We start from the raw sequence: 21420 nt of genomic DNA on the forward strand, positions 1-21420 counted from the left end.
TACGGCACGACCGGGTCGCGCCGGGACCGGCCTTCGGTCCGATCGAGGCCCGCGACCGGTCGGGCGACAGCGGATCACTTCCCTGGTGCGAACCCCGGTCAGCGCACGAACAGCACGACGGCCGCGAGCGCACCGATGATCGCGCTGGAGACCAGGGCGGTCACCAGCCGGCCCCGGGGCCCGGTCAGCGCCCGGCCGACCAGTGTCCCACCGCCGGCGATCAGCAGCTGCCAGCTCGCCGAGGCGAGGAACGCCCCGGCCACGAAGAGGGCGGCGGCCGGGCGGTCCGGGCCGGCGGCCTCGCCGCGGCCGAGCACTAGCGCCGCGAAGTAGACCACCGTCGCCGGGTTGAGCAGGGTCAGCGTCAGCACCCCGGCGAAGGCCCGCCCGGGGGTGCCGAGGCCCCGGCGTTCACCCGCGTCGGCGGACGGGGGGCGCGGGCGCAGCGCCCGCCACGCGGTGTGCCCGGCGAGGACGAACAGCACGGCCGCCGCCACCAGCCGCAGTGGCCCGGCGACCGGGGTCACCAGTTCGGCGACCGCCGCCCCGCCGAGCACGGCGACGGCGGCGTAGAGGCCGTCGGCGGTCGCCACGCCGAGCGCGGCGGCGGCGCCGACCCGGAACGACGTCCGCGCGCTGAGCCCCAGGATCAGCACGGCGATCGCGCCGACGGGCACGGCGACGCCGTAGCCGGCCACCAGGCCGGCCAGGAAGGCCCCGGTCACGACGTTCTGGAGCGGGCCGAGCCGGACCGGGGAACCACCCGCTGTCGCCCCGTGGCCACGGTCGCGGCAACAGGGGCGATGGGCATCCGGCACGTCTCGATCACGCGCCCATCCTGCCCCGCGGCCCCCTCCCCCACCACCGCTTTTCGGCCCCGCCTCCCGCCCGCTACGGACAGTGCGGCGGCGCGAAGGAGCGACCGGCGGACCACGCACCGGGGCAGGGGCAGGGGCGGTCGGGCCGGCCTGGGACCGAACTACGCAGCGGGGCCGCTTCGGCCGGCGGCGGGGCGGGAGACACGTCGAGCGCGTCGCCCCGGTGCGGGGCGACGCGCTCGACGGTTGCCGGCGCGGGGCCGGTGTCAGACGTTGAAGCCGAGGGAACGGAGCTGGTCGCGCCCCTCGTCGGTGATCTTGTCGGGGCCCCACGGGGGCAGCCAGACCCAGTTGATCCGGATGTCGTCGACCAGTCCCCCGCCGGGGCCGGTGGTCAGCGCCTGCCGGGCCTGGTCCTCGATGACGTCGGTCAGCGGGCAGGCCGCCGACGTCAGCGTCATGTCCAGGGTGGCGACGTTGTCGTCGCCGACGTGGACGCCGTACACCAGGCCGAGGTCGACCACGTTGATGCCCAGCTCCGGGTCGACGACGTCCTTCATCGCCTCCTCGACGTCGGCGACGGCGGCCTTGCCACCGGCCGCCGCGCCGGTGGCCGCCGACGTGGCCGTGTCCTCGGTGGCCGGAGCCGAACCGTCGGTCGCCACGGCGCCGGTGCCCGGCGTGCTGGCGGTTTCCTCGCTGCTCATGCCGTCCCCTCGCTTCGCTCGGCACCGGCATGAGCTGTGCCGGCGCTGTGCCGATGATCCGCTCGCTGACGCTCGCTCATGCCTTCACCTCCGGGCTCGCGCCCACCCCGGCGCGTGCCGCGGCGTCCTTGAACGCCATCCACGGCAGCAACGCGCACTTGACCCGGGCGGGGTAGCGCGCGACACCCGCGAACGCCACCCCGTCACCGAGCACGTCCTCGTCCGGCGTGACCTGGCCACGACCGGACATCAACTCGACGAACGCCTCGTGCACCGCGAACGCCTCACCCGCGCCCCGACCGCGCAGCAGCTCGTGCAGCACGCTCGCCGACGCCTGGCTGATCGAGCAGCCCATGCCGTCGTACGAGATGTCGTGCAGCACTTCGCCGTCGGTGGCGACCCGGACGGTCACCTCGTCGCCGCAGGTCGGGTTGACGTGGTGCGCCTCGGCGACCTGGTCGGCCGGGTCGTCGGCGTCGCGCAGGCCACGGCCGTGCGGGTGCTTGTAGTGGTCCAGGATGATCTCCTGGTAGAGCTGGTCGAGCTGCATCAGTCGAACACCTTCCGCGCCTGCTCCAGACCACCCACCAGGGCGTCGATCTCCTCGGTGGTGGTGTACAGGTAGAACGAGGCCCGCGTCATGGCCGGCACGCCGAACCGGGTGCACACCGGCTTGGCGCAGTGGTGGCCGACGCGCACCTGGACGCCGAGCGAGTCGAGCACCTGACCCACGTCGTGCGGGTGGATGTCGCCGAGCGCGAACGAGATCGTCCCGCCCCGGCCCACCGGCACGGTCGGCCCGAAGATCCGCAGGCCGGGCACGGTGGCGAGGGCGTCCAGCGCGTACGCCGTCAGCTCCTTCTCGTGCCACTGGATGGCCCGCATGCCGATCCCGGCGAGGTAGTCCACGGCCGCGCCGAGCGCCACGGCCTCGGCGATCGGCGGGGTGCCGGCCTCGAACCGGGCCGGCGGGGCGGCGAACGTCGACCGGGCCATGGTGACCGTCTCGATCATCGAGCCGCCGCCGAGCACCGGCGGCATGGCCGCGAGCAGCTCGCCCCGGCCCCAGAGCACGCCGATGCCGGTGGGGCCGCACATCTTGTGCCCGGTGAAGACGATGAAGTCGGCGTCGAGGTCGACCACGTCGATCGGCAGGTGCGGCACCGACTGCGAGCAGTCGAGCAGCAGCAGCGCCCCCACCTCGCGGACCCGATCGGCGATCCGGGCGGTGGCGTTGACGGTGCCGAGGATGTTCGACATGTGCACCAGCGAGACGATCTTCGTCCGCTCGGTGACCAGGTCGTCCAGCCCTGACTCGTCGAGCCGGCCGGTGTCGGTGACCGGGAACCAGCGCAGGGTCGCGCCGGTACGCTCGGCCAGCAGCTGCCACGGGACGATGTTCGAGTGGTGCTCCATCTCGGAGATCACGATCTCGTCGCCGGGGCCGAGCCGGAAGCGCTCGTCGGCGTCGGGCCGCAGCGAGGCGTTGGAGAACGCGTACGCCACGATGTTGATCGCCTCGGTGGAGTTCTTGGTGAACACCACCTCGTCCGCGCTCGGCGCGTTGACGAACGCGGCGATCTTCGCCCGCGCGCCCTCGTACGCCTCGGTCGCCTCGGTGCCCAGCGTGTGCACCGAGCGCGACACGTTGGCGTTGTGCCTCGCGTAGTGCTCGGTGAGCACGTCGAGCACCTGGCGCGGCTTGTGCGAGGTGTTCGCGCTGTCGAGATAGACCAGCGGGTGCCCGTTGACCTCCCGGTCGAGGATCGGGAAGTCCGCGCGCACCGCCGCCACGTCGAAGCGCGGCACGTCGTCGAACTGCGGCATCCCCTCGGGGATCGTGATGGTGGTCATCTGCGTGACCGGCCCCTTCCTCAGGCCCGCGCCGAGCCGGCCCCGGCGGCGTACCGCTCGTAGCCCTCGTCCTCGAGCTTGTCGGCCAGCTCCGGGCCGCCCTGCTCGACGATCCGGCCGGCGACGAACACGTGCACGAAGTCCGGCTTGATGTAGCGCAGGATGCGCGTGTAGTGGGTGATCAGCAGCAGGCCCGTGTCGCCGTTGTCGCGGACCCGGTTCACGCCCTCGCTGACCACCCGCAGCGCATCGACGTCGAGGCCGGAGTCGGTCTCGTCGAGGATCGCGATCTTCGGCTTGAGCAGTTCGAGCTGCACGATCTCGTGCCGCTTCTTCTCGCCACCGGAGAAGCCCTCGTTGACGTTGCGCTGGGCGAACGCCGGGTCCATCTGGAGGCGCTCCATCGCGCCGCGCAGCTCGCCGCCCCAGGTGCGCAGCTTCGGCGCCTCCCCGTCGATCGCGGTCTTGGCGGTACGCAGGAAGTTGGCCACCGAGACGCCGGGGACCTCGACCGGGTACTGCATGGCCAGGAACAGCCCGGCGCGGGCCCGCTCGTCGACGGACATGGCGAGCACGTCGGAGCCGTCCAGGGTCACCGAGCCGCCGGTGATCTCGTACTTCGGGTGGCCGGCGATGGAGTACGCCAGGGTGGACTTGCCGGAGCCGTTCGGGCCCATGATGGCGTGCGTCTCACCCGAGCGCACGGTCAGGTCGACGCCGGCCAGGATCGGCTTGAGCTCACCCTCGGGCAGCTTGACCGACACCTTCAGGTCGCGGATCTCCAGGGTGCTCATTATCGGGTCACTCCATTGCTCGGCGTCAGACTGACGTAGATGTCGCCGTCGCGGACTTCGACGGGGTAGACGGGTACGGGTTCGGTGGCGGGCAGCCCGGTCGGCTCACCGGTACGCAGGTCGAAACGGGAGCCGTGCAGCCAGCATTCCAGCGTGCAGCCCTCGACCTCGCCCTCGGAGAGGGCGACCGCGGCGTGCGAGCACTCGTCGTGCACGGCGTAGAACTGGTCGTCCTCACCGTGCACGAGGGCGATCTGCGTGCCGTCGACGTCGGCGCTGATCACCGTGCCCTTCGGCACGTCCTCGATGGCACAGATCCGGATCATCAGGCCCCCGCCCTGGCCAGCCGGGCCTCGATCGCGTCGCCGAGCCGCTCGCGCAGTTCCTCGACCGGGATCTTGTTGATCAGCTCGGCGAAGAAGCCGCGGACCACCAGTCGGCGGGCCTCGCCCTCCGGGATGCCCCGGGCCATCAGGTAGAAAAGCTGCTCGTCGTCGAAGCGGCCGGTCGCGCTGGCGTGCCCGGCACCGGCGATCTCGCCGGTCTCGATCTCCAGGTTCGGCACGGAGTCGGCGCGGGCGCCGTCGCTGAGCAGCAGGTTCCGGTTGATCTCGTACGTGTCGGTGCCGGTCGCCTCGGCCCGGATCAGCACGTCACCCACCCAGACCGTGTGCGCGTCCGCGCCCTGCAACGCGCCCCGGTAGCCGACGTAGCTGCGGCAGTCGGGCACGTTGTGGTCGACGAGCTGGCGGTGTTCCAGGTGCTGGCCGCCGTCGGCGAAGTAGACGCCGTACAGCTCGGCCTCGCCGCCCCGGCCGGTGTACTCCACCGAGGTGTACTGCCGGACCAGGTCGCCACCCAGGCTGACCTGGATGTGCACCACCTTGGCGTCCCGGCCGAGCTTCACCCGCAGGTGCTGGGCCTGCACCGCGTCGGCGGCCCAGTCGGCCACGGTGACCAGGGTCAGCTTCGCCCCGTCGGCCACCGACACCTCGACGTTGTCGGCCAGTGTCGCCGAGCCGACGTGCTCCAGCACCAGGGTCACCTCGGCGAACCGGCCCACGTCGACGACGGTGTGCCCGAACGCCAGAGCCTCGGCGCCGGCGCCGAGGACCCGCAGGCTCACCGGCGCGCCGACCACCGCGTCGCGGGCGACCTCGACCAGCAGCGCATCGCCGGCCCCGCCGTACGCCAGGGCGCTGACCCGGTCGACCGGGGTGAGCACGCTGCCCACCCGGGGATCGTCCCTGGTGATCCGGGAGACGGTGACGCCGGAGGGCAGGTCACCGTACTCGTGCCGGACCGTGCCGGTCGCGGCCTGGGCCCCGCCGACCAGCCCACGCAGCCGCTTGAGCGGGGTGAAGCGCCACTCCTCCTCCAGGCCGGTGAGGGCCGGGAAGTCGGCGACGTCGTACGAGCGGAGCGCCTGCGACTTGGTGCTGGGCGGCGCGGAAGCCTGGATAGTCATCTCTTCCTTGGTCTGTTCTGCGACGACGGTGTCATTGATCGGAGGGCGGGCCGGGGTTCGCGCGGCCCGGCCCGACGGGTCCGGGTTCGCGGTCGGGGTCAGCCGACCGCGCCCTCCATCTGGAGCTCGATCAGGCGGTTCAGCTCCAGGGCGTACTCCATCGGGAGCTCCTTGGCGACCGGCTCGATGAAGCCGCGCACGATCATCGCCATCGCCTCGTCCTCGCTCAGCCCCCGGCTCATCAGGTAGAAGAGCTGGTCATCGCTGATCTTGGAAACGGTCGCCTCGTGCCCCATCGACACGTCGTCCTCGCGGATGTCGACGTACGGGTAGGTGTCCGACCGGGAGATGGTGTCGACCAGCAGCGCGTCGCACTTGACGGTGCTGCGGCTGTGGTGCGAGCCCTCCAGCACCTGCACCAGGCCCCGGTACGAGGTCCGGCCGCCGCCCCGGGCGATCGACTTCGACACGATGGTGGAGGAGGTGTGCGGCGCGGCGTGCACCATCTTGGCGCCGGCGTCCTGGTGCTGGCCCTCGCCGGCCATCGCCACCGAGAGCACCTCGCCCTTGGCGTGCTCGCCGGTCATGTAGACCGCCGGGTACTTCATGGTGACCTTGGAGCCGATGTTGCCGTCGACCCACTCCATGGTCGCGCCCTCGTGGCACACGGCCCGCTTGGTGACCAGGTTGTAGACGTTGTTCGACCAGTTCTGGATGGTGGTGTAGCGGCACCGGGCGTTCTTCTTGACGATGATCTCCACGACCGCGCTGTGCAGCGAGTCGGAGGAGTACAGCGGCGCGGTGCAGCCCTCGACGTAGTGCACGTACGCGCCCTCGTCGACGATGATCAGGGTCCGCTCGAACTGGCCCATGTTCTCGGTGTTGATCCGGAAGTACGCCTGGAGCGGGATCTCCACGTGCACGCCCTTCGGCACGTAGATGAACGAGCCGCCGGACCACACGGAGGTGTTCAGCGCGGCGAACTTGTTGTCGCCGACCGGGATCACCGTGCCGAAGTACTCCTTGAAGATGTCCTCGTGCTCGCGCAGCGCGGTGTCCGTGTCCAGGAAGACGACGCCCTGTTCCTCAAGGTCCTCGCGGATCTTGTGGTAGACGACCTCGGACTCGTACTGCGCCGCGACACCGGCGACCAGCCGCTGCTTCTCCGCCTCGGGGATGCCCAGCCGGTCGTAGGTGTTCTTGATGTCCTCGGGCAGGTCCTCCCAGCTCGCGGCCTGCTTCTCGGTGGACCGGACGAAGTACTTGATGTTGTCGAAGTCGATCCCGGTAAGGTCCGCGCCCCAGGCCGGCATCGGCTTGCGGCCGAACAGCCGCAGGCCCTTCAGCCGCAGGTCGAGCATCCAGGCCGGCTCGTTCTTCTTCGCCGAGATGTCCCGCACCACCGCCTCGTTGAGGCCGCGCTGGGCGGTGGCCCCGGCAACGTCGGGGTCGGCCCAGCCGTACTCGTAGCGACCGAGGGCGGCGAGCTGCTCCTCCTGGGTCAGGGGCTGGACGATCTGCTCGGTCATATATCTGTCCTCACAGTGGTGACGGTCTTACCGGACTGGGCGCGCCCCGGCTGGGCGGGGATGTGCGTGGTGCACACCCCGTCGCCGTGCGCGATGGTGGCCAGGCGCTGTACGTGGGTGCCGACCAGACGGGAGATCACCGCGGTCTCGGCCTCGCACAGCTGGGGGAACTCGGCGGCCACGTGCGCCACCGGGCAGTGGTGCTGGCAGAGCTGACCGCCGGAGGCGATCGTGGACGCGTTGGCAGCGTAGCCCTCGGCGGTCAGCGCCCCGGCGAGTGCCTCGGCCCGTGCCAGGGGGTCGTCGCCGGCGTCCTCCATGGCGGCCCGGCAGCGGTCCTCCAGGGCGACGACCTGGTCGGTCGCGAACGCCTCCACCGCCTCGGAACCGCCGCTGCGGGCGATCCAGCGCAGGGCGGCGGTGGCGATGTTGTCGTAGTGGTGGGTGCCGCAGCGGCCCCGGGCCGCGTCGGTCAGCACGAAGACCTTCGCGGGGCGGCCCCGTCCCCGGCTGCCCCGCACGGTCTGCTCACGGGCGACCACGTCGCCGTCGACGAGCATTGCGTCGAGGTGCCGGCGGATCGCCGCCGGGCTGAGCCCGAGCGCCGAGCCGAGCTGCGCGGCGGTGGTCGCCCCCCGCTCCAGCAGCAGCTTGGTCACCCGGTCACGGGTGGAGAGGTCGGTCGCGGCGGAACCGGCGGACGCCACCGGGACGGCGGCCACTGGCGCACCGGCGGGCACGGACGCACCGGCGACCGGACCGGTCGCCGGCTGTCGCCCGGACAGCGCCGCCGCGTTTTTCACAACGGCAACGTTACGTAATTCGCCGGGGGCCCGCAATCCGGGTACCGGTGATCCGAGCCACCGGCACGGCGGGAGTCACCCGATCGGGCTCCACTACGTTGCGTAGGATTTGGCCCGTGAAGCGATCCGTCCGGTTCCCGGTCTCCACCACCCTGCTGCGCCGCCTGGCGCTCGCCTCGATCATCGCGAACGTGGGCATCGTCGTCACCGGCGGGGCGGTCCGGCTGACCGCGTCCGGCCTCGGCTGCCCCACCTGGCCCAGGTGCACCGACGCGTCGTACAGGACGACGGCCGAGATGGGCGTGCACGGCGTCATCGAGTTCGGCAACCGGCTGCTCACCTTCGCCGTCGGCGCGATCGCGCTGCTCGTGGTGGTGGGCGTGCTGCTGCACGGCGCGCGGCGGCGGGCCCTGCTGCCGCTCTCGATCGGGGTGCTGTTCGGCATCCCCGCGCAGGCGGTGGTCGGCGGCTTCACCGTGCTGACCAACCTGAACCCGTGGGTGGTCGGCCTGCACTTCCTCGCCTCGATGGCGGTGATCGCGGTCGCGTACGCGCTCTGGCGACGCATCGGCGAGCCGGACGGCCCGGCGGTGCCCACGGTGCCGGGGCCGCTACGGGCGCTGACGCTGGTCACCACCGTGGTGAGCGTCGCGGTGCTGGTGATCGGCACCTGGGTCACCGGCAGCGGCCCGCACGCGGGCGACCAGGGCGCGGCCCGCAACGGCCTCGACCCGGAGTCGATCTCGCAGGTGCACGCCGACGGGGTGTTCCTGCTGATCGGACTCTCGGTGGCGCTGGTCTTCGCGTTCCGCGCGGTCGGCGCCCGGCGGGCCGAACGGGCCGCCCTGGTGCTGGTCGCGGTGGAGCTGAGCCAGGGCCTGATCGGCTTCGTCCAGTACTTCACCCACCTGCCGGCGGTGCTGGTCGCCCTGCACATGCTCGGCTCGTGCCTGGTCCTGCTGGCCACCCTCGGGGTGCAGTGGTCAACCCGGCAGCCCCACCCGCCCCACCCGCCGTCGACGGCGCCCCCGGCCCTGACCGAGCCCCCCGTCCCGGCCACCGCCTAACCACCACCCACCCCACCCCCGCCGCGCAAACCGATTCTCGGAATTTGCACGGCGGGGCACGGCGGGACGGGGACGGTGGGGTCAGCGGGGTAGGTGGGTGACGATCGCTTCGGCCAGGCGCTCGGGGGCGCCGTCGGCGTACCCGAGGAACAGGGACGGCTCGGTCAGTTCCAGCTCGACCAGCACGGGCGACCCGTCGGGGCCCGGGATGAGGTCGACCCGGGCGTAGAGCAGGCGCTCCGGCCCGCCCGGCACCGCCGCCAGCGTCCGCTCGGCGACGGCGAGCTGGTCGGAGACGGCCGCCCGGGAGCTGATCTCCTCGGCCTTGTACAGCCCGTCGACGCCCAGGTCGGGGCCGGTCAGCATCGGACCCTTGCGGATCGCGTGGCTGAACCGGAGCCCGTCCGGCCCGGCCAGGTACAGCAGCGCGGTCTCCCCGGCGGTGTCCACCGCCGCCAGGTACGGCTGGACCATGGTCACCCGGCCGGCCCCCGCCAGTCGCCGCACGTGGGCCGTGGCCAGCTCGCGGTGCCCGGGGTCGGCCAGGTCGTACCGGCCGGTGTCCTGGCTGCCGGCGCTGACCGCCGGCTTGATGACGTACTCGCCGTGGGTGGCGGGCGGCTCCCAGCTCTCCCCCGGCAGGACCCAGCGGGTCGGCACGGTGGGGACGCCGGCGGCCGAAAGTTCGCCGAGGTAGCGCTTGTCGGTGTTCCAGCGCACCACGTCGGCCGGGTTGACCAGCCGGGGGACGGTGTCGGCCCAGGCCACGAACTCGTCGCGGCGCAGCGCGTAGTCCCAGGGCGAGCGGATCACGACCAGGTCGTACGCGGCCCAGTCGACCGCCGGGTCGTCCCAGGCGGCGGCGGCCACCCGGACGCCGTGCCCGGTGAGCGGGGCGAGCAGGAGCCGGTCGTCCGGGTCGAGGTCGGACAGCTCGGCGCAGGTGACGAGAGCGACCCGGGGTTCCCCCCGGGTCGACTGGTGGTGTTCGGTCATCTATGTGTCAACGGGCCATCGTGCGCCGGGCCATCGACCGCCAGAGGTCGTTGCTGGGACGCATCTGGTCCATCAGTTCACGCTCCCAGGCGTTCTCGACGGCGACACCTGCCTGGGCACAGGCCTCCCGCGCGACCACGGTGTCGTCCGCGAACTGGTCGCCCCAGGCCCCGTCGGAACCCACGAGGACGATGCGCGCGCCGCGCTTGCCGACGTACTCGATGACCGCCTTCGCCCCGCCGTGCCCGTCGGCGAACGACCTGATGCCCGCGACCAGGCCGTTGGGGGCCTGCGCGGCGACGGTCTGGTCGGCCGTCAGCGTCGTATCGGAACCATCTGCCATGACGCGAAGCCTAAGCAGACTTCCCTCGGGACGTGCGAGAACCATGAACTATTTGTGATGCCCGTTACCCGACTGTTTAAGGAGAACCACAGGTGATTCGCCCTGACTTATCCGGCTTTTCCGGCCAAAGCCACCGGGCAAAGTTACTCGTTGTCACCCAGGTTGAGCGAACCCGACTCAGGATGAAATTCTTTCCGATGGGTCGCCAAAGACGGACAACTCATCAACGATGATGATTTGTCGGGGCAGCCGGGGAGGCGGTGGACCAAGTGGGCGTTGCGGGCGGGGGGGCCGGACCGCCGGATCCACGGGCGGGGCGGCAACCGGCGCGGGCCGGGAAGCTGGAGGGGGCGGGAACCCGCGCGGGAGGGGACCGACGGCCCCGGCCGCGGCTTGCGGAGACCCCGTCAGATCAGGGCGTCCACGGCGACGGCGGCGAACAGGATGGTCAGGTAGACGTACGACCAGTGGAACAGCCGCATCGGCCTGACCGCCCCGCCCCGGGCCACCTGGCGGCACAGCTTGTGCGCCTCGTACACGAAGACCCCGCCGGACACCAGCGCCGTGACGCCGTAGATGGCGCTCATCCCGAGCGGCCAGACGGCCAGCGAGGAGAGCAGCGTCAGCCAGGCGAAGCCGATGATCTCCGCGTTGACCCGGCGGGTGGAGGCGACCACCGGCAGCATGGGGATGCCGGCGCGGGCGTAGTCGGCCTTGTACTTCATGGCGAGGGGGTAGAAGTGCGGCATCTGCCAGAAGAAGACCACCGCGAACAACGCCCACGCCGCCGGGGCCAGCGAGCCGGTCACCGCGGCCCAGCCGATCAGCACCGGGGCCGCCCCGCAGGCGCCGCCCCAGAAGGTGTTCTGCGCCGTGGTCCGCTTCAGCCAGAGCGTGTAGACCAGGTCGTAGTAGACGATCGCGGCCAGGGTCAGCCCGGCGGCCAGCAGGTTGGTGAACGCGGCCATCAGGGCCACCGAGACCACCGCCAGCACCAGCCCGAAGACCAGCGCGCTGCGCGGCGAGACGGTGTGCGTCGGCAGCGGGCGGCGCTTGGTGCGCCGCATGACCTGGTCGATGTCCCGGTCGATGTAGCAGTTGAGCACGCTGGCCGCGCCCGCGGCGAGCGAGCCGCCCACCAGCACCACCGCCATCAGCCACAGCGACGGCAGCCCGCCCTGGGCCAGCATCATCGCCGGAACGGTGGTGACGAGCAGCAGCTCCACGATGCGCGGCTTGGTCAGCGAGACGTACGCCGAGACCACCGCCCGGACGTCCCGCCGGGGCGAGGCCGGCGCCTCGGTCACCGTGCGCACCGGCGGCTGCCCGGCAGAGTTGCTGACGGGGCGCTCGGTGATCATGCTCACGGATTGCCACCTTCCGGCGTCGGCAGGGGGGGTCGGGTCGGTCGGACCCGTCCGGGCCCACGCACCGACCCACACACTACGCGTTGTCGTTTTGGCTGCCCGCGCGACCCGACAACGGTGCGGGCCGTCACACCCAGGTGGAACGGCCGATCCGGTCGGACCCGCACAGACCAGCATGCAGAGATCCCTGGGCGCACGTTTAGTGCCGCTCGATAGGGTCATCACTGAGGGTTCCGCCCAACTGCCGAGGAGCACAACCATCGTGGCTGCCAACCGACCCGAGCAACCCGCACTCAACTGGTCCGACCTCGACCGCCGGGCCGTCGACCTCGTCCGTGTGCTGGCCATGGACGCCGTGGAGAAATCCGGCAACGGCCACCCCGGCACCGCGATGAGCCTCGCGCCCGCGGCGTACCTGCTTTTCAACCGGGTGATCCGGCACAACCCGACCGACCCCAACTGGGCGGGTCGGGACCGGTTCGTGCTGTCCGCCGGCCACTCCAGCCTGACCCTCTACATCCAGCTCTTCCTCTCCGGGTACCCGCTGGCCCTCGACGACCTCAAGGCGCTGCGGCAGTGGGGCTCGCTCACCCCGGGCCACCCGGAGCACGGGCACACCCCGGGCGTGGAGACCACCACCGGCCCGCTCGGCCAGGGCCTGGGCAACGCGGTCGGCATGGCGATGGCGGCCCGCCGCGAGCGCGGCCTGTTCGACCCGGAGTCCGAGGCCGGCGCGTCGGTCTTCGACCACGACATCTGGTGCATCGCCTCGGACGGCGACATCGAGGAGGGCATCAGCCACGAGGTCAGCGCGCTCGCCGGGCACCAGCAGCTCGGCAACCTCACGGTGATCTACGACGACAACGAGATCTCGATCGAGGACGACACCCGCATCGCCAAGAGCGAGGACGTCGCGGCCCGCTACGAGGCGTACGGCTGGCACGTGCAGACCGTCGACTGGCGCACCGGCGACGCCGACCAGGGCGACTACCACGAGGACGTCGAGGCGCTGCACCGGGCGCTGCTGGCGGCGAAGGCCGAGACCGGCCGTCCCTCCTTCGTCGCGCTGCGCACCATCATCGGCTGGCCCGCCCCCAACAAGCAGAACACCGGCAAGATCCACGGCTCGGCGCTGGGCGCCGACGAGGTGGCCGCCACCAAGCAGCTCCTCGGCTTCGACCCAGCGCAGAGCTTCGAGGTCGACGAGGAGGTCCTGCGCCACGCCCGCCGGGTGCTGGAGCGCGGCGCGCAGGCCCAGCAGGAGTGGGAGAAGGCGTACGCGGACTGGGCGAAGGCCAACCCGGAGCGCAAGGCGCTGTGGGACCGGATGTCCCGGCGGGTACTGCCGCAGGGCTGGACCGAGGCGCTGCCGACCTTCCCGGCTGACGCCAAGGGCGTCGCCACCCGGGCCGCGTCCGGCAAGGTGCTGGAGGCCCTCGCCCCGGTGCTGCCCGAGCTGTGGGGCGGCTCGGCCGACCTGGCGGAGAGCAACAACACCACCATGAAGGGCGAGCCGTCGTTCGTCCCGGCGGTGCACGCGACCAAGGACTTCCCGGGCCACGAGTACGGCCGCACGCTGCACTTCGGCATCCGCGAGCACGCCATGGGCGCGATCCTCAACGGCATCTCCCTGCACGGCGGCACCCGCCCGTACGGCGGCACCTTCCTGGTGTTCAGCGACTACATGCGCCCGTCGGTGCGGCTCGCCGCGCTGATGAAGCTGCCGGTGGTCTACGTCTGGACGCACGACTCGATCGGCCTCGGCGAGGACGGCCCGACCCACCAGCCGGTGGAGCACCTGACCGCGCTGCGGGCCATCCCCGGCCTGGACGTGGTCCGGCCGGCCGACGCCAACGAGACCGCCTGGGCGTGGCGGCAGGCCCTGGAGCACACCGACCGGCCGACCGCGCTGGCGCTGAGCCGGCAGCCGCTGCCGACCTTGGACCGGTCGACCCTGGCCAGCGCCGAGGGCGTCACCAAGGGCGGCTACGTGCTGGCCGAGGCGTCCACCGGCAAGCCGCAGGTGATCATCGTCGGCACGGGCTCCGAGGTGCAGCTCTGCCTCACCGCCCGGGAGCGGCTGGAGGCCGACGGCACCCCCACCCGGGTGGTGTCGATGCCGTGCCAGGAGTGGTTCTTCGCGCAGGACGAGGCGTACCGGGACTCGGTCCTGCCCCGCGGGGTAAAGGCACGGGTGAGCGTGGAGGCGGGCATCGGCATGTCCTGGCGCGGGATCGTCGGCGACTCCGGCGAGAGCGTCAGCCTGGAGCACTACGGCGCGAGCGCCCCGCACTCCGTGCTCTTCGAGCAGTTCGGGTTCACCCCCGACCGGATCGTCGCCGCCGCCCACGCGGTGCTGACCCGGGTGGGCGACATCACCGGTTTCGCGACCGGCAACTGAGGGGAGCGTGGACGGCATGACGGACAGGCTTAGCGAGCTCACCGCCGCCGGGGTGGCGGTCTGGCTCGACGATCTCTCCCGGGTACGGCTGAGCTCCGGCGGACTGGACCAGCTCCGCCGGGAGAAGCACGTGGTCGGGGTGACCACCAATCCGACGATCTTCGCCAAGGCGCTCGCCGACGCCGACGAGTACGACTGGCAGCTCCGTGACCTCGCCACCCGGGGAGTGGAGGTGGAGGAGGCGGTGCGCATGCTCACCACGTACGACGTGCGGTGGGCGTGCGACGTGATGCGCCCGTCGCACGACGGCAGCCAGGGCGTCGACGGCCGGGTCTCCATCGAGGTGGACCCCCGGCTGGCCCACGAGACCGACAAGACGGTCGCCGAGGCCAAGGCGCTGTGGTGGCTGGTCGACCGGCCGAACCTGTTCATCAAGATCCCGGCCACCGAGGCGGGCCTGCCGGCGATCACCGCGACCCTGGCCGAGGGGATCAGCGTCAACGTCACGCTGATCTTCGGCCTGGACCGCTACTCGCAGGTGATGGAGGCGTTCCTCGCGGGCCTGGAGCAGGCGCGGGCGAACGGCCACGACCTGTCCAAGATCGGCTCGGTGGCGTCGTTCTTCGTCTCCCGGGTCGACTCCGAGGTCGACAAGCGGCTGGAGAAGATCGGCTCGGCCGAGGCCAAGGCGCTGCGCGGCAAGGCCGCCGTGGCCAACGCCCAGCTCGCGTACGAGCGCTACGGCGAGGTCTTCTCCTCCGACCGGTGGCAGGCCCTGGCCGACGCGGGCGCCCACCCGCAGCGCCCGCTGTGGGCGTCCACCTCGACGAAGAACCCGGACTACCGGGACGTCATCTACGTCGAGGAGCTGATCGCTCCCGGCACGGTCAACACGATGCCGGAGTCGGTCATCCACGCGTACGCCGACCACGGCGAGACCCGTGCCGACACCATCACCGGCGCGTACGACGCGGCCCGCGGGGTCTTCACCGACCTGGAGTCGGTCGGCGTCGACATGTCCGACGTGATCGCCACCCTGGAGCGGGAGGGCGTGGAGAAGTTCGAGGCGAGCTGGCTGGAGCTGCTCGACGGGGTGCGCAAGTCGCTCGCCGCGGCGGGCCGGGGCACCGGGCGGCCCGGCCAGGCCGCCGAGGGCAACGCGCAGGCCGCCCAGCATGCCGGCGGCAACGCGTGACCGACGCTCGCGGACGCGCCCCGGGGCACCGCCCCGGGGCGTCCCGTGCCGCCGGTCGGCGGTACGGGACGGCCCCGTGAGCGACCTGCTCGCCGGCCCAGCGGACGCGTCCGCCGGGCTGGTCGTGCACGGCGCGGACGCGGTCGACCGGTCCGCACCCGCGTCGACCCGGGACGCCCTGGTCAGCCGGGGCGTCCCGGCGAGACTGGCCGCGAAGGACCCCACGCTGTGGGGGCCGGCGGCCGAGGCCGAGGCGGCGACCCGGCTCGGCTGGCTGGACACCCACCGGCGCAGCCGGGAGCTGCTCCCCCAGCTCGCCGAGCTGACCGCCGAGCTGGCGGACCTGGACCACGTGGTGCTCGCCGGGATGGGCGGCTCGTCGCTGGCCCCCGAGGTGATCACCCGCACCCTGGGCCGGCCGCTGACCGTGCTGGACACCACCGACCCGGGCCAGGTCCGGGCGGCGCTGGCCGACCGGCTGGAGCGCACCGTGGTGGTGCTGGCCAGCAAGTCCGGCGGCACGGTGGAGACCGACAGCCACCGGCGGGCGTACCTGCGGGCGTTCCTCGACGCCGGGATGACCGAGGCGGAGGCCGGCCGGCACTTCGTGGTGGTCACCGACCCGGGCTCCCCGCTGGAGTCCGTCGCCGCCGAGCTGGGCGCGGTCACCGTGCTCGCCGACCCGCGGGTGGGCGGCCGGTACTCGGCGCTGACCGCGTTCGGGCTGGTGCCCGCGGCGCTGGCCGGGGTCGAGGTGACCGAGCTGCTCGACCAGGCCGAGGCGCTGTCGGAGTCACTGGCCCGGGACACCGACAACCCCGGCCTGGCGCTGGGCGCGGCCCTCGGCGCGGCGGCCACCGGGGGTCGGGACAAGGTCGCCCTGATCGGCGACGGCACCGGCATCGACGGGCTCGGCGACTGGATCGAGCAGTTGCTCGCCGAGTCCACCGGCAAGTCCGGCCTCGGCATCCTGCCGGTCGTGCTGGAGTCCCCCGACGCCCCCGGCGGCACCGGCCCGGACGTGCTCACCGTCAGCTACGGCGGGGCGCTGTCCCCCGGGGCCGTTCCCGGCGGCGGCTGTGTGCCGGACGTCGCGGTCAACGGTCCGCTGGGCGCCCAGTTCCTGACCTGGGAGTACGCCACGGCGGTGGCCGGCGCGGTGCTCGGGGTGAACCCGTTCGACCAGCCGGACGTCACCGAGAGCAAGGAGAACACCGCCCGCATCCTGGCCTCGACCGCGCCGGCGGAGCCACCGTCGTCGACCGCGGACGCGATCGAGGTGTACGCCCCGGCGGGCAGCCCCGGCGACCTGGCCGGCGCGCTGCGCCACCTGCTCGACGGCGTCGGCGACGGCTACCTCGCCGTGCTGGCGTACCTGGACCGGTTCGCCGACGCCGACGCGGCCCGGCTGCGTCCGCTGCTCGCCGGGGCGGCCGGGCGGCCGGTCACCTTCGGCTGGGGGCCGCGCTTGCTGCACTCCACCGGCCAATACCACAAGGGCGGTCCTCAGGTGGGCCGTTACCTCCAGGTGACCGGTACCGTCGACAATGATCTGCATGTGCCCGGGAAGCCGTACTCCTTCGGTGAACTCCAGGCGGCCCAGGCCGCGGGCGACCGGCAGGCCCTGGCCGGCCGGGGTCGCCCGGTGCTGCGGCTGCACCTGACCGACCGGGTGGCGGGAGTGGCCCAGCTGCTCGACGCGGTCCGGCAACTACGAACCTGACGATGGACGACGTGACACCAGCGGAGCGAGGAGGCGGCGTGAACCCGCTGCGCGACGCACAGGACCGGCGGCTGCCGCGGATCCCGGAGCCCTGCGCTCTGGTGATCTTCGGGGTGACCGGTGACCTGGCGCGGAAGAAGCTGCTACCGGCGGTCTACGACCTGGCGAACCGGGGGCTGCTGCCACCCGGTTTCGTGGTCCTGGGCTTCGCCCGGCGTGACTGGGGCGACGGCGACTTCGAGTCGGTGGCCCACGAGGCGGCCAAGCAACACGCCCGGACACCCTGGCGGGAGGAGGTCTGGGCCCGGCTGGCCGGCAACATCAAGTTCGTCGGCGGCTCGTTCGACGACGACGCCGCCTTCGACCAGCTCAACCGGACCCTGGACGAGCTGCGTGGCACCCACGGCATCCACGGCAACGCGGCGTTCTACTTCTCCATCCCCCCGGCGGCGTTCCCCGTCGTGCTCAAGCAGCTCGCCCGCACCGGGATGGCCGACAACGACAAGTGCGGCGGCTGGCGCCGGGTGGTGGTGGAGAAGCCGTTCGGGCACGACCTGCCCTCGGCGAAGGAACTCAACGACCTCGTCGACGACGTGTTCACCCGGCAGGACGTCTTCCGGATCGACCACTACCTGGGCAAGGAGACCGTCCAGAACATCCTGGCCCTGCGGTTCGCCAACAGCCTGTTCGAGCCGCTGTGGAACTCCAAGTACGTCGACTCGGTGCAGATCACCATGGCCGAGGACGTCGGCATCGGCACCCGGGCCGGCTTCTACGACTCGGTCGGCACCGCCCGCGACGTGCTCCAGAACCACCTGCTCCAGCTCCTGGCGCTGGTGGCGATGGAGGAGCCGACCAGCTTCGACGCCGACGAGATCCGGGCCGAGAAGCTGAAGGTGCTCAAGGCGATCACCCTGCCGAAGGACGTCTCCGAGGGCACCGTGCGCGGGCAGTACCTGCCCGGCTGGGTCGGCGGGCAGCGGGCAGTCGGCTACCTCGACGAGGAGGGCGTCCCGGCGGACTCCACCACGGAGACGTACGTGGCCGTGGAGCTGGGCATCCAGAACCGCCGCTGGGCGGGGGTGCCGTTCTACATCCGGGCCGGCAAGCGGCTGCCCCGGCGGGTGACCGAGGTCGCCATCATGTTCAAGAAGGCCCCACACCTGCCGTTCGACGAGGCCGACATGGAGATGCTCGGCAACAACCAGCTCGTCATCCGGGTGCAGCCGGACGAGGGCGTGGTGCTGAAGTTCGGCTCGAAGGTGCCGGGCACCACGATGGAGGTCCGCGACATCGCGATGGACTTCCAGTACGGCGAGGCGTTCACCGAGTCCAGCCCCGAGGCGTACGAGCGGCTGGTGCTTGACGTGCTGATCGGCGACCGTACCCTCTTCCCCGACGCCGCCGAGGTCGAGCAGAGCTGGGCGGTGGTGGACCCGCTGGAGCACGCCTGGGAGGGCACGAAGCCGGAGCCGTACCGGGCCGGCGAGTGGGGGCCCCGGGCCGCCGACGAGATGCTGGCCCGCGAGGGCCGGGCGTGGCGGAGAGCGTGAGCGAGCACAGCGAGCGAACCAGGAGGTTCCATTGATCGGGCTGTGGGACACCACCGGCAACGAGGTGGTCAAGGCGCTCGCCGCCGAGCGGCGCAGCGCGGGCGGGGTGGCCAGCGGCATGGCGCTCACCCTGATCGTGGTGGTCGACGAGAAGCGGGTCCGCGAGGCGGAGGCGGCGGCGACCATCGCCGCCGCCGCCCACCCGTGCCGGCTGCTCGTGGTGGTCCGCACCGACGTCGAGCGCGACCGCAACCGGCTGGACGCGGAGATCGTCGTCGGCGGCCGGCTCGGCCCGTGCGAGGCGGTGGTCACCCGGATGTACGGCCGGCTGGCGCTGCACGCCGAGTCGGTGGTGATGCCGCTGCTGGTGCCGGACGTGCCGGTGGTGACGTGGTGGCACGGCGAGCCGCCGGCGGAGATCGCGACGGACTTCCTCGGCGTGGTCGCCGACCGGCGGATCACCGACACGGCGCAGGCCGTCGACCCGATCGAGGCGCTGCGCCAGCGGGCCCGGGACTACGCCCCGGGGGACACCGACCTGGCGTGGACCCGGATCACCCCGTGGCGGACCCTGGTGGCCGGCGCGTTCGACACCACCCAGGCACGGGTCACCGAGGCCCGGGTGGTGGCCCCGCCGACCGACCCGACGGCCGCGCTGATGTGCGGCTGGCTGGGCAGCCGGCTCGGGATCACCCCGCGCTGGGAGCCCAGCGACGAGTCCCCCCGGATGCGGGAGGTGCAGCTGAGCTGCGCCAACGGCGACGTGCTCACCCTCACCCGGGAGGACAGCCTGGCCACGTTCCGGCGCACCGGGCAGGACGACCGCCAGTTGCCGTTGGTCCGCCGGCCGCTCGGCGACGAGCTGGCCGAGGAGCTGCGCCGGCTGGACGCCGACCAGGTCTACGCCGAGGCGCTGGGCGCGATGGCCGGCGTCTCCGGGCTGGACGAGCGGCCCGGCCAGCGGGTGCACGTCTGGAAGGACCCGGCGACCGCGAAGCGGGCCGAGGCGGGGGTCACTGCCCACGCCGGTACCAGCGCGACGCCCTGACGACGGCGCCGGCGGGCCGGGTCCGGCCCGCCGGCCCGTCCACCGGGCCGCGCGACGGAGGGCCGCCGGCCCCCGGGCACGACGAACAGGGGACCGCGCGGGCGGTCCGGAGACGAAGGCACAACACATGAGCGAGGCGAGTGTCGCCGTCCACGCCGACGCCGACCTGCTGGCGCAGGCGGTGGCGGCCCGGTTGCTGGTGAAGCTGCTCGACGCGCAGGCGGACCGCGGGCAGGCATCGGTGGTGCTGACCGGCGGTCGGATCGCCGCGGCCGTGTACCGGGCGGTGGCCGCGCTGCCGGCGCGGGACGCGGTCGACTGGTCCCGGGTCGACGTCTGGTGGGGCGACGAGCGGTTCCTGCCCGCCGGGGACCCGGAGCGCAACGAGACGCAGGCCCGGGCGGCGCTGCTGGACGCGATGCCGCTGGACCCGGCCCGGGTGCACCCGATGCCGGCGTCCGACGGCCCGGCCGGGGCCGACCCGGAGGCCGCCGCCGCCGGGTACGCCGCCGAGCTGGCCCGGGCGGCCCGCCCCGGGAACGCCGCGCTACCCCACTTCGACGTGCTGATGCTCGGCGTGGGCGAGGACGGGCACGTCGCCTCGGTCTTCCCGGAGCACCCCGTGCACCACGACAGCCGGCCGGTCAGCGCCGTGCGGGGCAGCCCCAAGCCGCCGCCGGTGCGCACCACGCTCACCCTCCCGGCGATCAACACCGCCGAGGAGGTCTGGCTGGTCGCCAGCGGCGCCGACAAGGCCCGCGCGGTCGGCATGGCCCTGACCGGGGCCGGGCCGGTGCAGCTCCCGGCGGCCGGGGTGCAGGGCGTCGGGCGCACCCTCTGGCTGCTGGACCGGGCGGCGGCGGCCGACGTCCCGCCCCGGCTGCGCAGCCTGCGCTGAGGCGTACGCAAGGGCCCCCGCCGGCCGCGGGGGCTTTTTTGCGCGTGTCCGGGCGGGCGGGTCCCCGTACCCGGCTGCGCTCAGGCCCCGCCCCGGCGACGGTGCAGGGCGGCCAGGGCCTCAGCCAGCAGGGCCTCCCCCTCCTCCGGGGTGCGCCGCTCCTTCACGTACGCCAGGTGGGTCTTGTAGGGCTCCGGGCGCGCCCGGCCCGGCGGGTTGCCCGGGTCCCGGCCGGCCGGGACCCCGCAGTGGGGGCAGTCCCACAGCGGCGGGGGCTCGGCCTCCGCCGCGATCGGGACGTCGATCCGGTGGTCGTTGCGGCACCAGTAGGTGACCGACCGGCGCGGGGCCGGCGCGTGCCGCTCGTTGAAGCGTTCCGGGCCGGATCCGGTCCGGGCGCCCCGGATCAGGTTGCCACTCGCCACGGCTGCTCGCTCCTGTCGTCGGAGGGGACCGCCGCTCGGGCGGGCGGCGGGCGACGCGGTGCAGCGGGAAAACACCTGCGCGCGGCCCGTCGGTGACGGACCGCGCGCAGATTGTACGACTCGGCGGGCTCGCCCTCAGGCCCCGCTGCCGAGCTGGAGGCGCAGCCACAGCCCCAGCCCGACGATGCAGGCGAACCAGACGATGCCCACCAGGACCGTGTAGCGGTCGAGGTTCTTCTCGGCCACCGAGGAGCCGGCGAGGCTTGAGCTGACCCCACCGCCAAACATGCTCGACATCCCACCGCCCTTACCGCGGTGCAGCAGGATGAGCATGGTGAGCATGACGCTCGTGATCGTCAGCAACACGATCAACGTGTATGCGAACCAGATCGGCATGGCTGGGGTCAGTCCTCTCGTAGCGATCCTCGCCC

21 protein-coding genes are annotated in these 21420 nt (G+C 72.7%); 7 read left to right on the forward strand and 14 right to left on the reverse strand.

Going from position 1 to position 21420, the window contains the following annotated elements; all coding sequences use genetic code 11:
- Window positions 1-98: 98 nt before the first annotated feature.
- The 9 genes from C5N14_RS20365 to C5N14_RS20405 form a co-directional block, all read right to left on the reverse strand.
- Window positions 99-725 carry a LysE family transporter gene (locus C5N14_RS20365; RefSeq protein ID WP_117669712.1) on the reverse strand — a complete coding sequence of 209 codons (627 nt, stop codon included), beginning with the start codon at window positions 723-725 and terminating at the stop codon, window positions 99-101.
- 359 nt (window positions 726-1084) lie between these two features.
- The gene (locus tag C5N14_RS20370) at window positions 1085-1525 is read right to left on the reverse strand and encodes a metal-sulfur cluster assembly factor (RefSeq protein WP_117669713.1); all 441 of its coding nucleotides are present in this window, start codon (window positions 1523-1525) and stop codon (window positions 1085-1087) included.
- 76 nt (window positions 1526-1601) lie between these two features.
- Entirely contained in the window at window positions 1602-2075 is a 474-nt protein-coding gene (gene sufU / locus C5N14_RS20375; RefSeq protein WP_117669714.1) for a Fe-S cluster assembly sulfur transfer protein SufU, read from the reverse strand.
- Window positions 2075-3379, reverse strand: a complete 1305-nt coding sequence (locus C5N14_RS20380) for a cysteine desulfurase (protein WP_117669715.1) — start codon at window positions 3377-3379, stop codon at window positions 2075-2077. The genes sufU and C5N14_RS20380 overlap by 1 nt, the downstream gene beginning before the upstream one ends.
- A 20-nt stretch (window positions 3380-3399) precedes the next feature.
- Window positions 3400-4173 (reverse strand): Fe-S cluster assembly ATPase SufC, encoded by a 774-nt coding sequence (gene sufC / locus C5N14_RS20385; RefSeq protein ID WP_117669716.1) that lies wholly within the window; start codon window positions 4171-4173, stop codon window positions 3400-3402.
- Entirely contained in the window at window positions 4173-4499 is a 327-nt protein-coding gene (locus C5N14_RS20390) for a non-heme iron oxygenase ferredoxin subunit (RefSeq protein ID WP_117669717.1), read from the reverse strand. The genes sufC and C5N14_RS20390 overlap by 1 nt, the downstream gene beginning before the upstream one ends.
- Window positions 4499-5641: a Fe-S cluster assembly protein SufD gene (gene sufD, locus C5N14_RS20395; RefSeq protein ID WP_117669718.1), complete on the reverse strand. Its 1143-nt coding sequence runs from the start codon at window positions 5639-5641 to the stop codon at window positions 4499-4501. Before sufD ends, C5N14_RS20390 begins: the two co-directional genes overlap by 1 nt.
- A gap of 98 nt (window positions 5642-5739) precedes the next feature.
- Complete coding sequence (sufB, locus tag C5N14_RS20400; protein WP_117669719.1) at window positions 5740-7170, reverse strand: Fe-S cluster assembly protein SufB; 1431 nt, start codon at window positions 7168-7170, stop codon at window positions 5740-5742.
- The gene (locus C5N14_RS20405) at window positions 7167-7973 is read right to left on the reverse strand and encodes a metalloregulator ArsR/SmtB family transcription factor (RefSeq protein ID WP_117669720.1); all 807 of its coding nucleotides are present in this window, start codon (window positions 7971-7973) and stop codon (window positions 7167-7169) included. Before C5N14_RS20405 ends, sufB begins: the two co-directional genes overlap by 4 nt.
- Before the next feature lie 116 nt (window positions 7974-8089).
- Between C5N14_RS20405 and C5N14_RS20410 the strand changes: the two genes are divergently transcribed.
- Window positions 8090-9040 carry a heme A synthase gene (locus tag C5N14_RS20410; RefSeq protein WP_117669721.1) on the forward strand — a complete coding sequence of 317 codons (951 nt, stop codon included), beginning with the start codon at window positions 8090-8092 and terminating at the stop codon, window positions 9038-9040.
- Window positions 9041-9121: 81 nt separating this feature from the next.
- Here C5N14_RS20410 and C5N14_RS20415 read toward each other — a convergent pair whose 3' ends face one another.
- From C5N14_RS20415 to C5N14_RS20425, 3 genes are all read right to left on the reverse strand, one after another.
- Window positions 9122-10036, reverse strand: a complete 915-nt coding sequence (locus C5N14_RS20415; RefSeq protein ID WP_117669722.1) for a RimK family alpha-L-glutamate ligase — start codon at window positions 10034-10036, stop codon at window positions 9122-9124.
- Window positions 10037-10043: 7 nt separating this feature from the next.
- Entirely contained in the window at window positions 10044-10379 is a 336-nt protein-coding gene (locus tag C5N14_RS20420; RefSeq protein WP_117669723.1) for a hypothetical protein, read from the reverse strand.
- A 407-nt stretch (window positions 10380-10786) separates the two neighbouring features.
- Window positions 10787-11746 carry a heme o synthase gene (locus C5N14_RS20425; protein ID WP_117669724.1) on the reverse strand — a complete coding sequence of 320 codons (960 nt, stop codon included), beginning with the start codon at window positions 11744-11746 and terminating at the stop codon, window positions 10787-10789.
- 262 nt (window positions 11747-12008) lie between these two features.
- Here C5N14_RS20425 and tkt point away from each other — a divergent pair, with 262 nt between their 5' ends.
- The 6 genes from tkt to pgl all read left to right on the forward strand — a co-directional run bounded on the left by tkt (window position 12009) and on the right by pgl (window position 20564).
- The gene (tkt, locus tag C5N14_RS20430) at window positions 12009-14147 is read left to right on the forward strand and encodes a transketolase (protein WP_117669725.1); all 2139 of its coding nucleotides are present in this window, start codon (window positions 12009-12011) and stop codon (window positions 14145-14147) included.
- A 16-nt stretch (window positions 14148-14163) separates the two neighbouring features.
- Complete coding sequence (gene tal / locus C5N14_RS20435) at window positions 14164-15342, forward strand: transaldolase (protein WP_117669726.1); 1179 nt, start codon at window positions 14164-14166, stop codon at window positions 15340-15342.
- A 76-nt stretch (window positions 15343-15418) separates the two neighbouring features.
- Window positions 15419-17065, forward strand: coding sequence for a glucose-6-phosphate isomerase (locus C5N14_RS20440; RefSeq protein WP_117669727.1), 1647 nt, complete (start codon window positions 15419-15421; stop codon window positions 17063-17065).
- Between the two features lie 2 nt (window positions 17066-17067).
- A complete protein-coding gene (zwf, locus tag C5N14_RS20445) occupies window positions 17068-18618 on the forward strand; it encodes a glucose-6-phosphate dehydrogenase (protein ID WP_117669728.1) in 1551 nt (516 codons plus the stop codon).
- Window positions 18619-18649: 31 nt separating this feature from the next.
- Complete coding sequence (locus C5N14_RS20450) at window positions 18650-19666, forward strand: glucose-6-phosphate dehydrogenase assembly protein OpcA (protein WP_117669729.1); 1017 nt, start codon at window positions 18650-18652, stop codon at window positions 19664-19666.
- A gap of 127 nt (window positions 19667-19793) precedes the next feature.
- Window positions 19794-20564, forward strand: coding sequence for a 6-phosphogluconolactonase (gene pgl / locus C5N14_RS20455; RefSeq protein WP_117669730.1), 771 nt, complete (start codon window positions 19794-19796; stop codon window positions 20562-20564).
- Between the two features lie 80 nt (window positions 20565-20644).
- Here the strand turns inward: pgl and C5N14_RS20460 are convergent, their stop codons facing one another.
- Both C5N14_RS20460 and secG read right to left on the reverse strand, forming a co-directional pair.
- The gene (locus C5N14_RS20460) at window positions 20645-20989 is read right to left on the reverse strand and encodes an RNA polymerase-binding protein RbpA (protein WP_117669731.1); all 345 of its coding nucleotides are present in this window, start codon (window positions 20987-20989) and stop codon (window positions 20645-20647) included.
- Between the two features lie 135 nt (window positions 20990-21124).
- A complete protein-coding gene (gene secG / locus C5N14_RS20465) occupies window positions 21125-21385 on the reverse strand; it encodes a preprotein translocase subunit SecG (protein WP_117669732.1) in 261 nt (86 codons plus the stop codon).
- Window positions 21386-21420: the final 35 nt, after the last annotated feature.

Source organism: Micromonospora sp. MW-13 (genome assembly GCF_003434305.1).
Classification (GTDB): Bacteria; Actinomycetota; Actinomycetes; order Mycobacteriales; family Micromonosporaceae; genus Micromonospora.

What these genes read in the sequence shown, in the direction of transcription:
- C5N14_RS20370 (WP_117669713.1), bottom strand. Translation starts at nt 1,525, where the DNA reads ATGAGCAGCGAGGAAACCGCCAGCACGCCGGGCACCGGCGCCGTGGCG.
- sufU (WP_117669714.1), bottom strand. Translation starts at nt 2,075, where the DNA reads ATGCAGCTCGACCAGCTCTACCAGGAGATCATCCTGGACCACTACAAG.
- C5N14_RS20380 (WP_117669715.1), bottom strand. Translation starts at nt 3,379, where the DNA reads ATGACCACCATCACGATCCCCGAGGGGATGCCGCAGTTCGACGACGTG.
- sufC (WP_117669716.1), bottom strand. Translation starts at nt 4,173, where the DNA reads ATGAGCACCCTGGAGATCCGCGACCTGAAGGTGTCGGTCAAGCTGCCC.
- C5N14_RS20390 (WP_117669717.1), bottom strand. Translation starts at nt 4,499, where the DNA reads ATGATCCGGATCTGTGCCATCGAGGACGTGCCGAAGGGCACGGTGATC.
- sufD (WP_117669718.1), bottom strand. Translation starts at nt 5,641, where the DNA reads ATGACTATCCAGGCTTCCGCGCCGCCCAGCACCAAGTCGCAGGCGCTC.
- sufB (WP_117669719.1), bottom strand. Translation starts at nt 7,170, where the DNA reads ATGACCGAGCAGATCGTCCAGCCCCTGACCCAGGAGGAGCAGCTCGCC.
- C5N14_RS20415 (WP_117669722.1), bottom strand. Translation starts at nt 10,036, where the DNA reads ATGACCGAACACCACCAGTCGACCCGGGGGGAACCCCGGGTCGCTCTC.
- C5N14_RS20420 (WP_117669723.1), bottom strand. Translation starts at nt 10,379, where the DNA reads ATGGCAGATGGTTCCGATACGACGCTGACGGCCGACCAGACCGTCGCC.
- tal (WP_117669726.1), top strand. Translation starts at nt 14,164, where the DNA reads ATGACGGACAGGCTTAGCGAGCTCACCGCCGCCGGGGTGGCGGTCTGG.
- zwf (WP_117669728.1), top strand. Translation starts at nt 17,068, where the DNA reads ATGGACGACGTGACACCAGCGGAGCGAGGAGGCGGCGTGAACCCGCTG.
- pgl (WP_117669730.1), top strand. Translation starts at nt 19,794, where the DNA reads ATGAGCGAGGCGAGTGTCGCCGTCCACGCCGACGCCGACCTGCTGGCG.
- secG (WP_117669732.1), bottom strand. Translation starts at nt 21,385, where the DNA reads ATGCCGATCTGGTTCGCATACACGTTGATCGTGTTGCTGACGATCACG.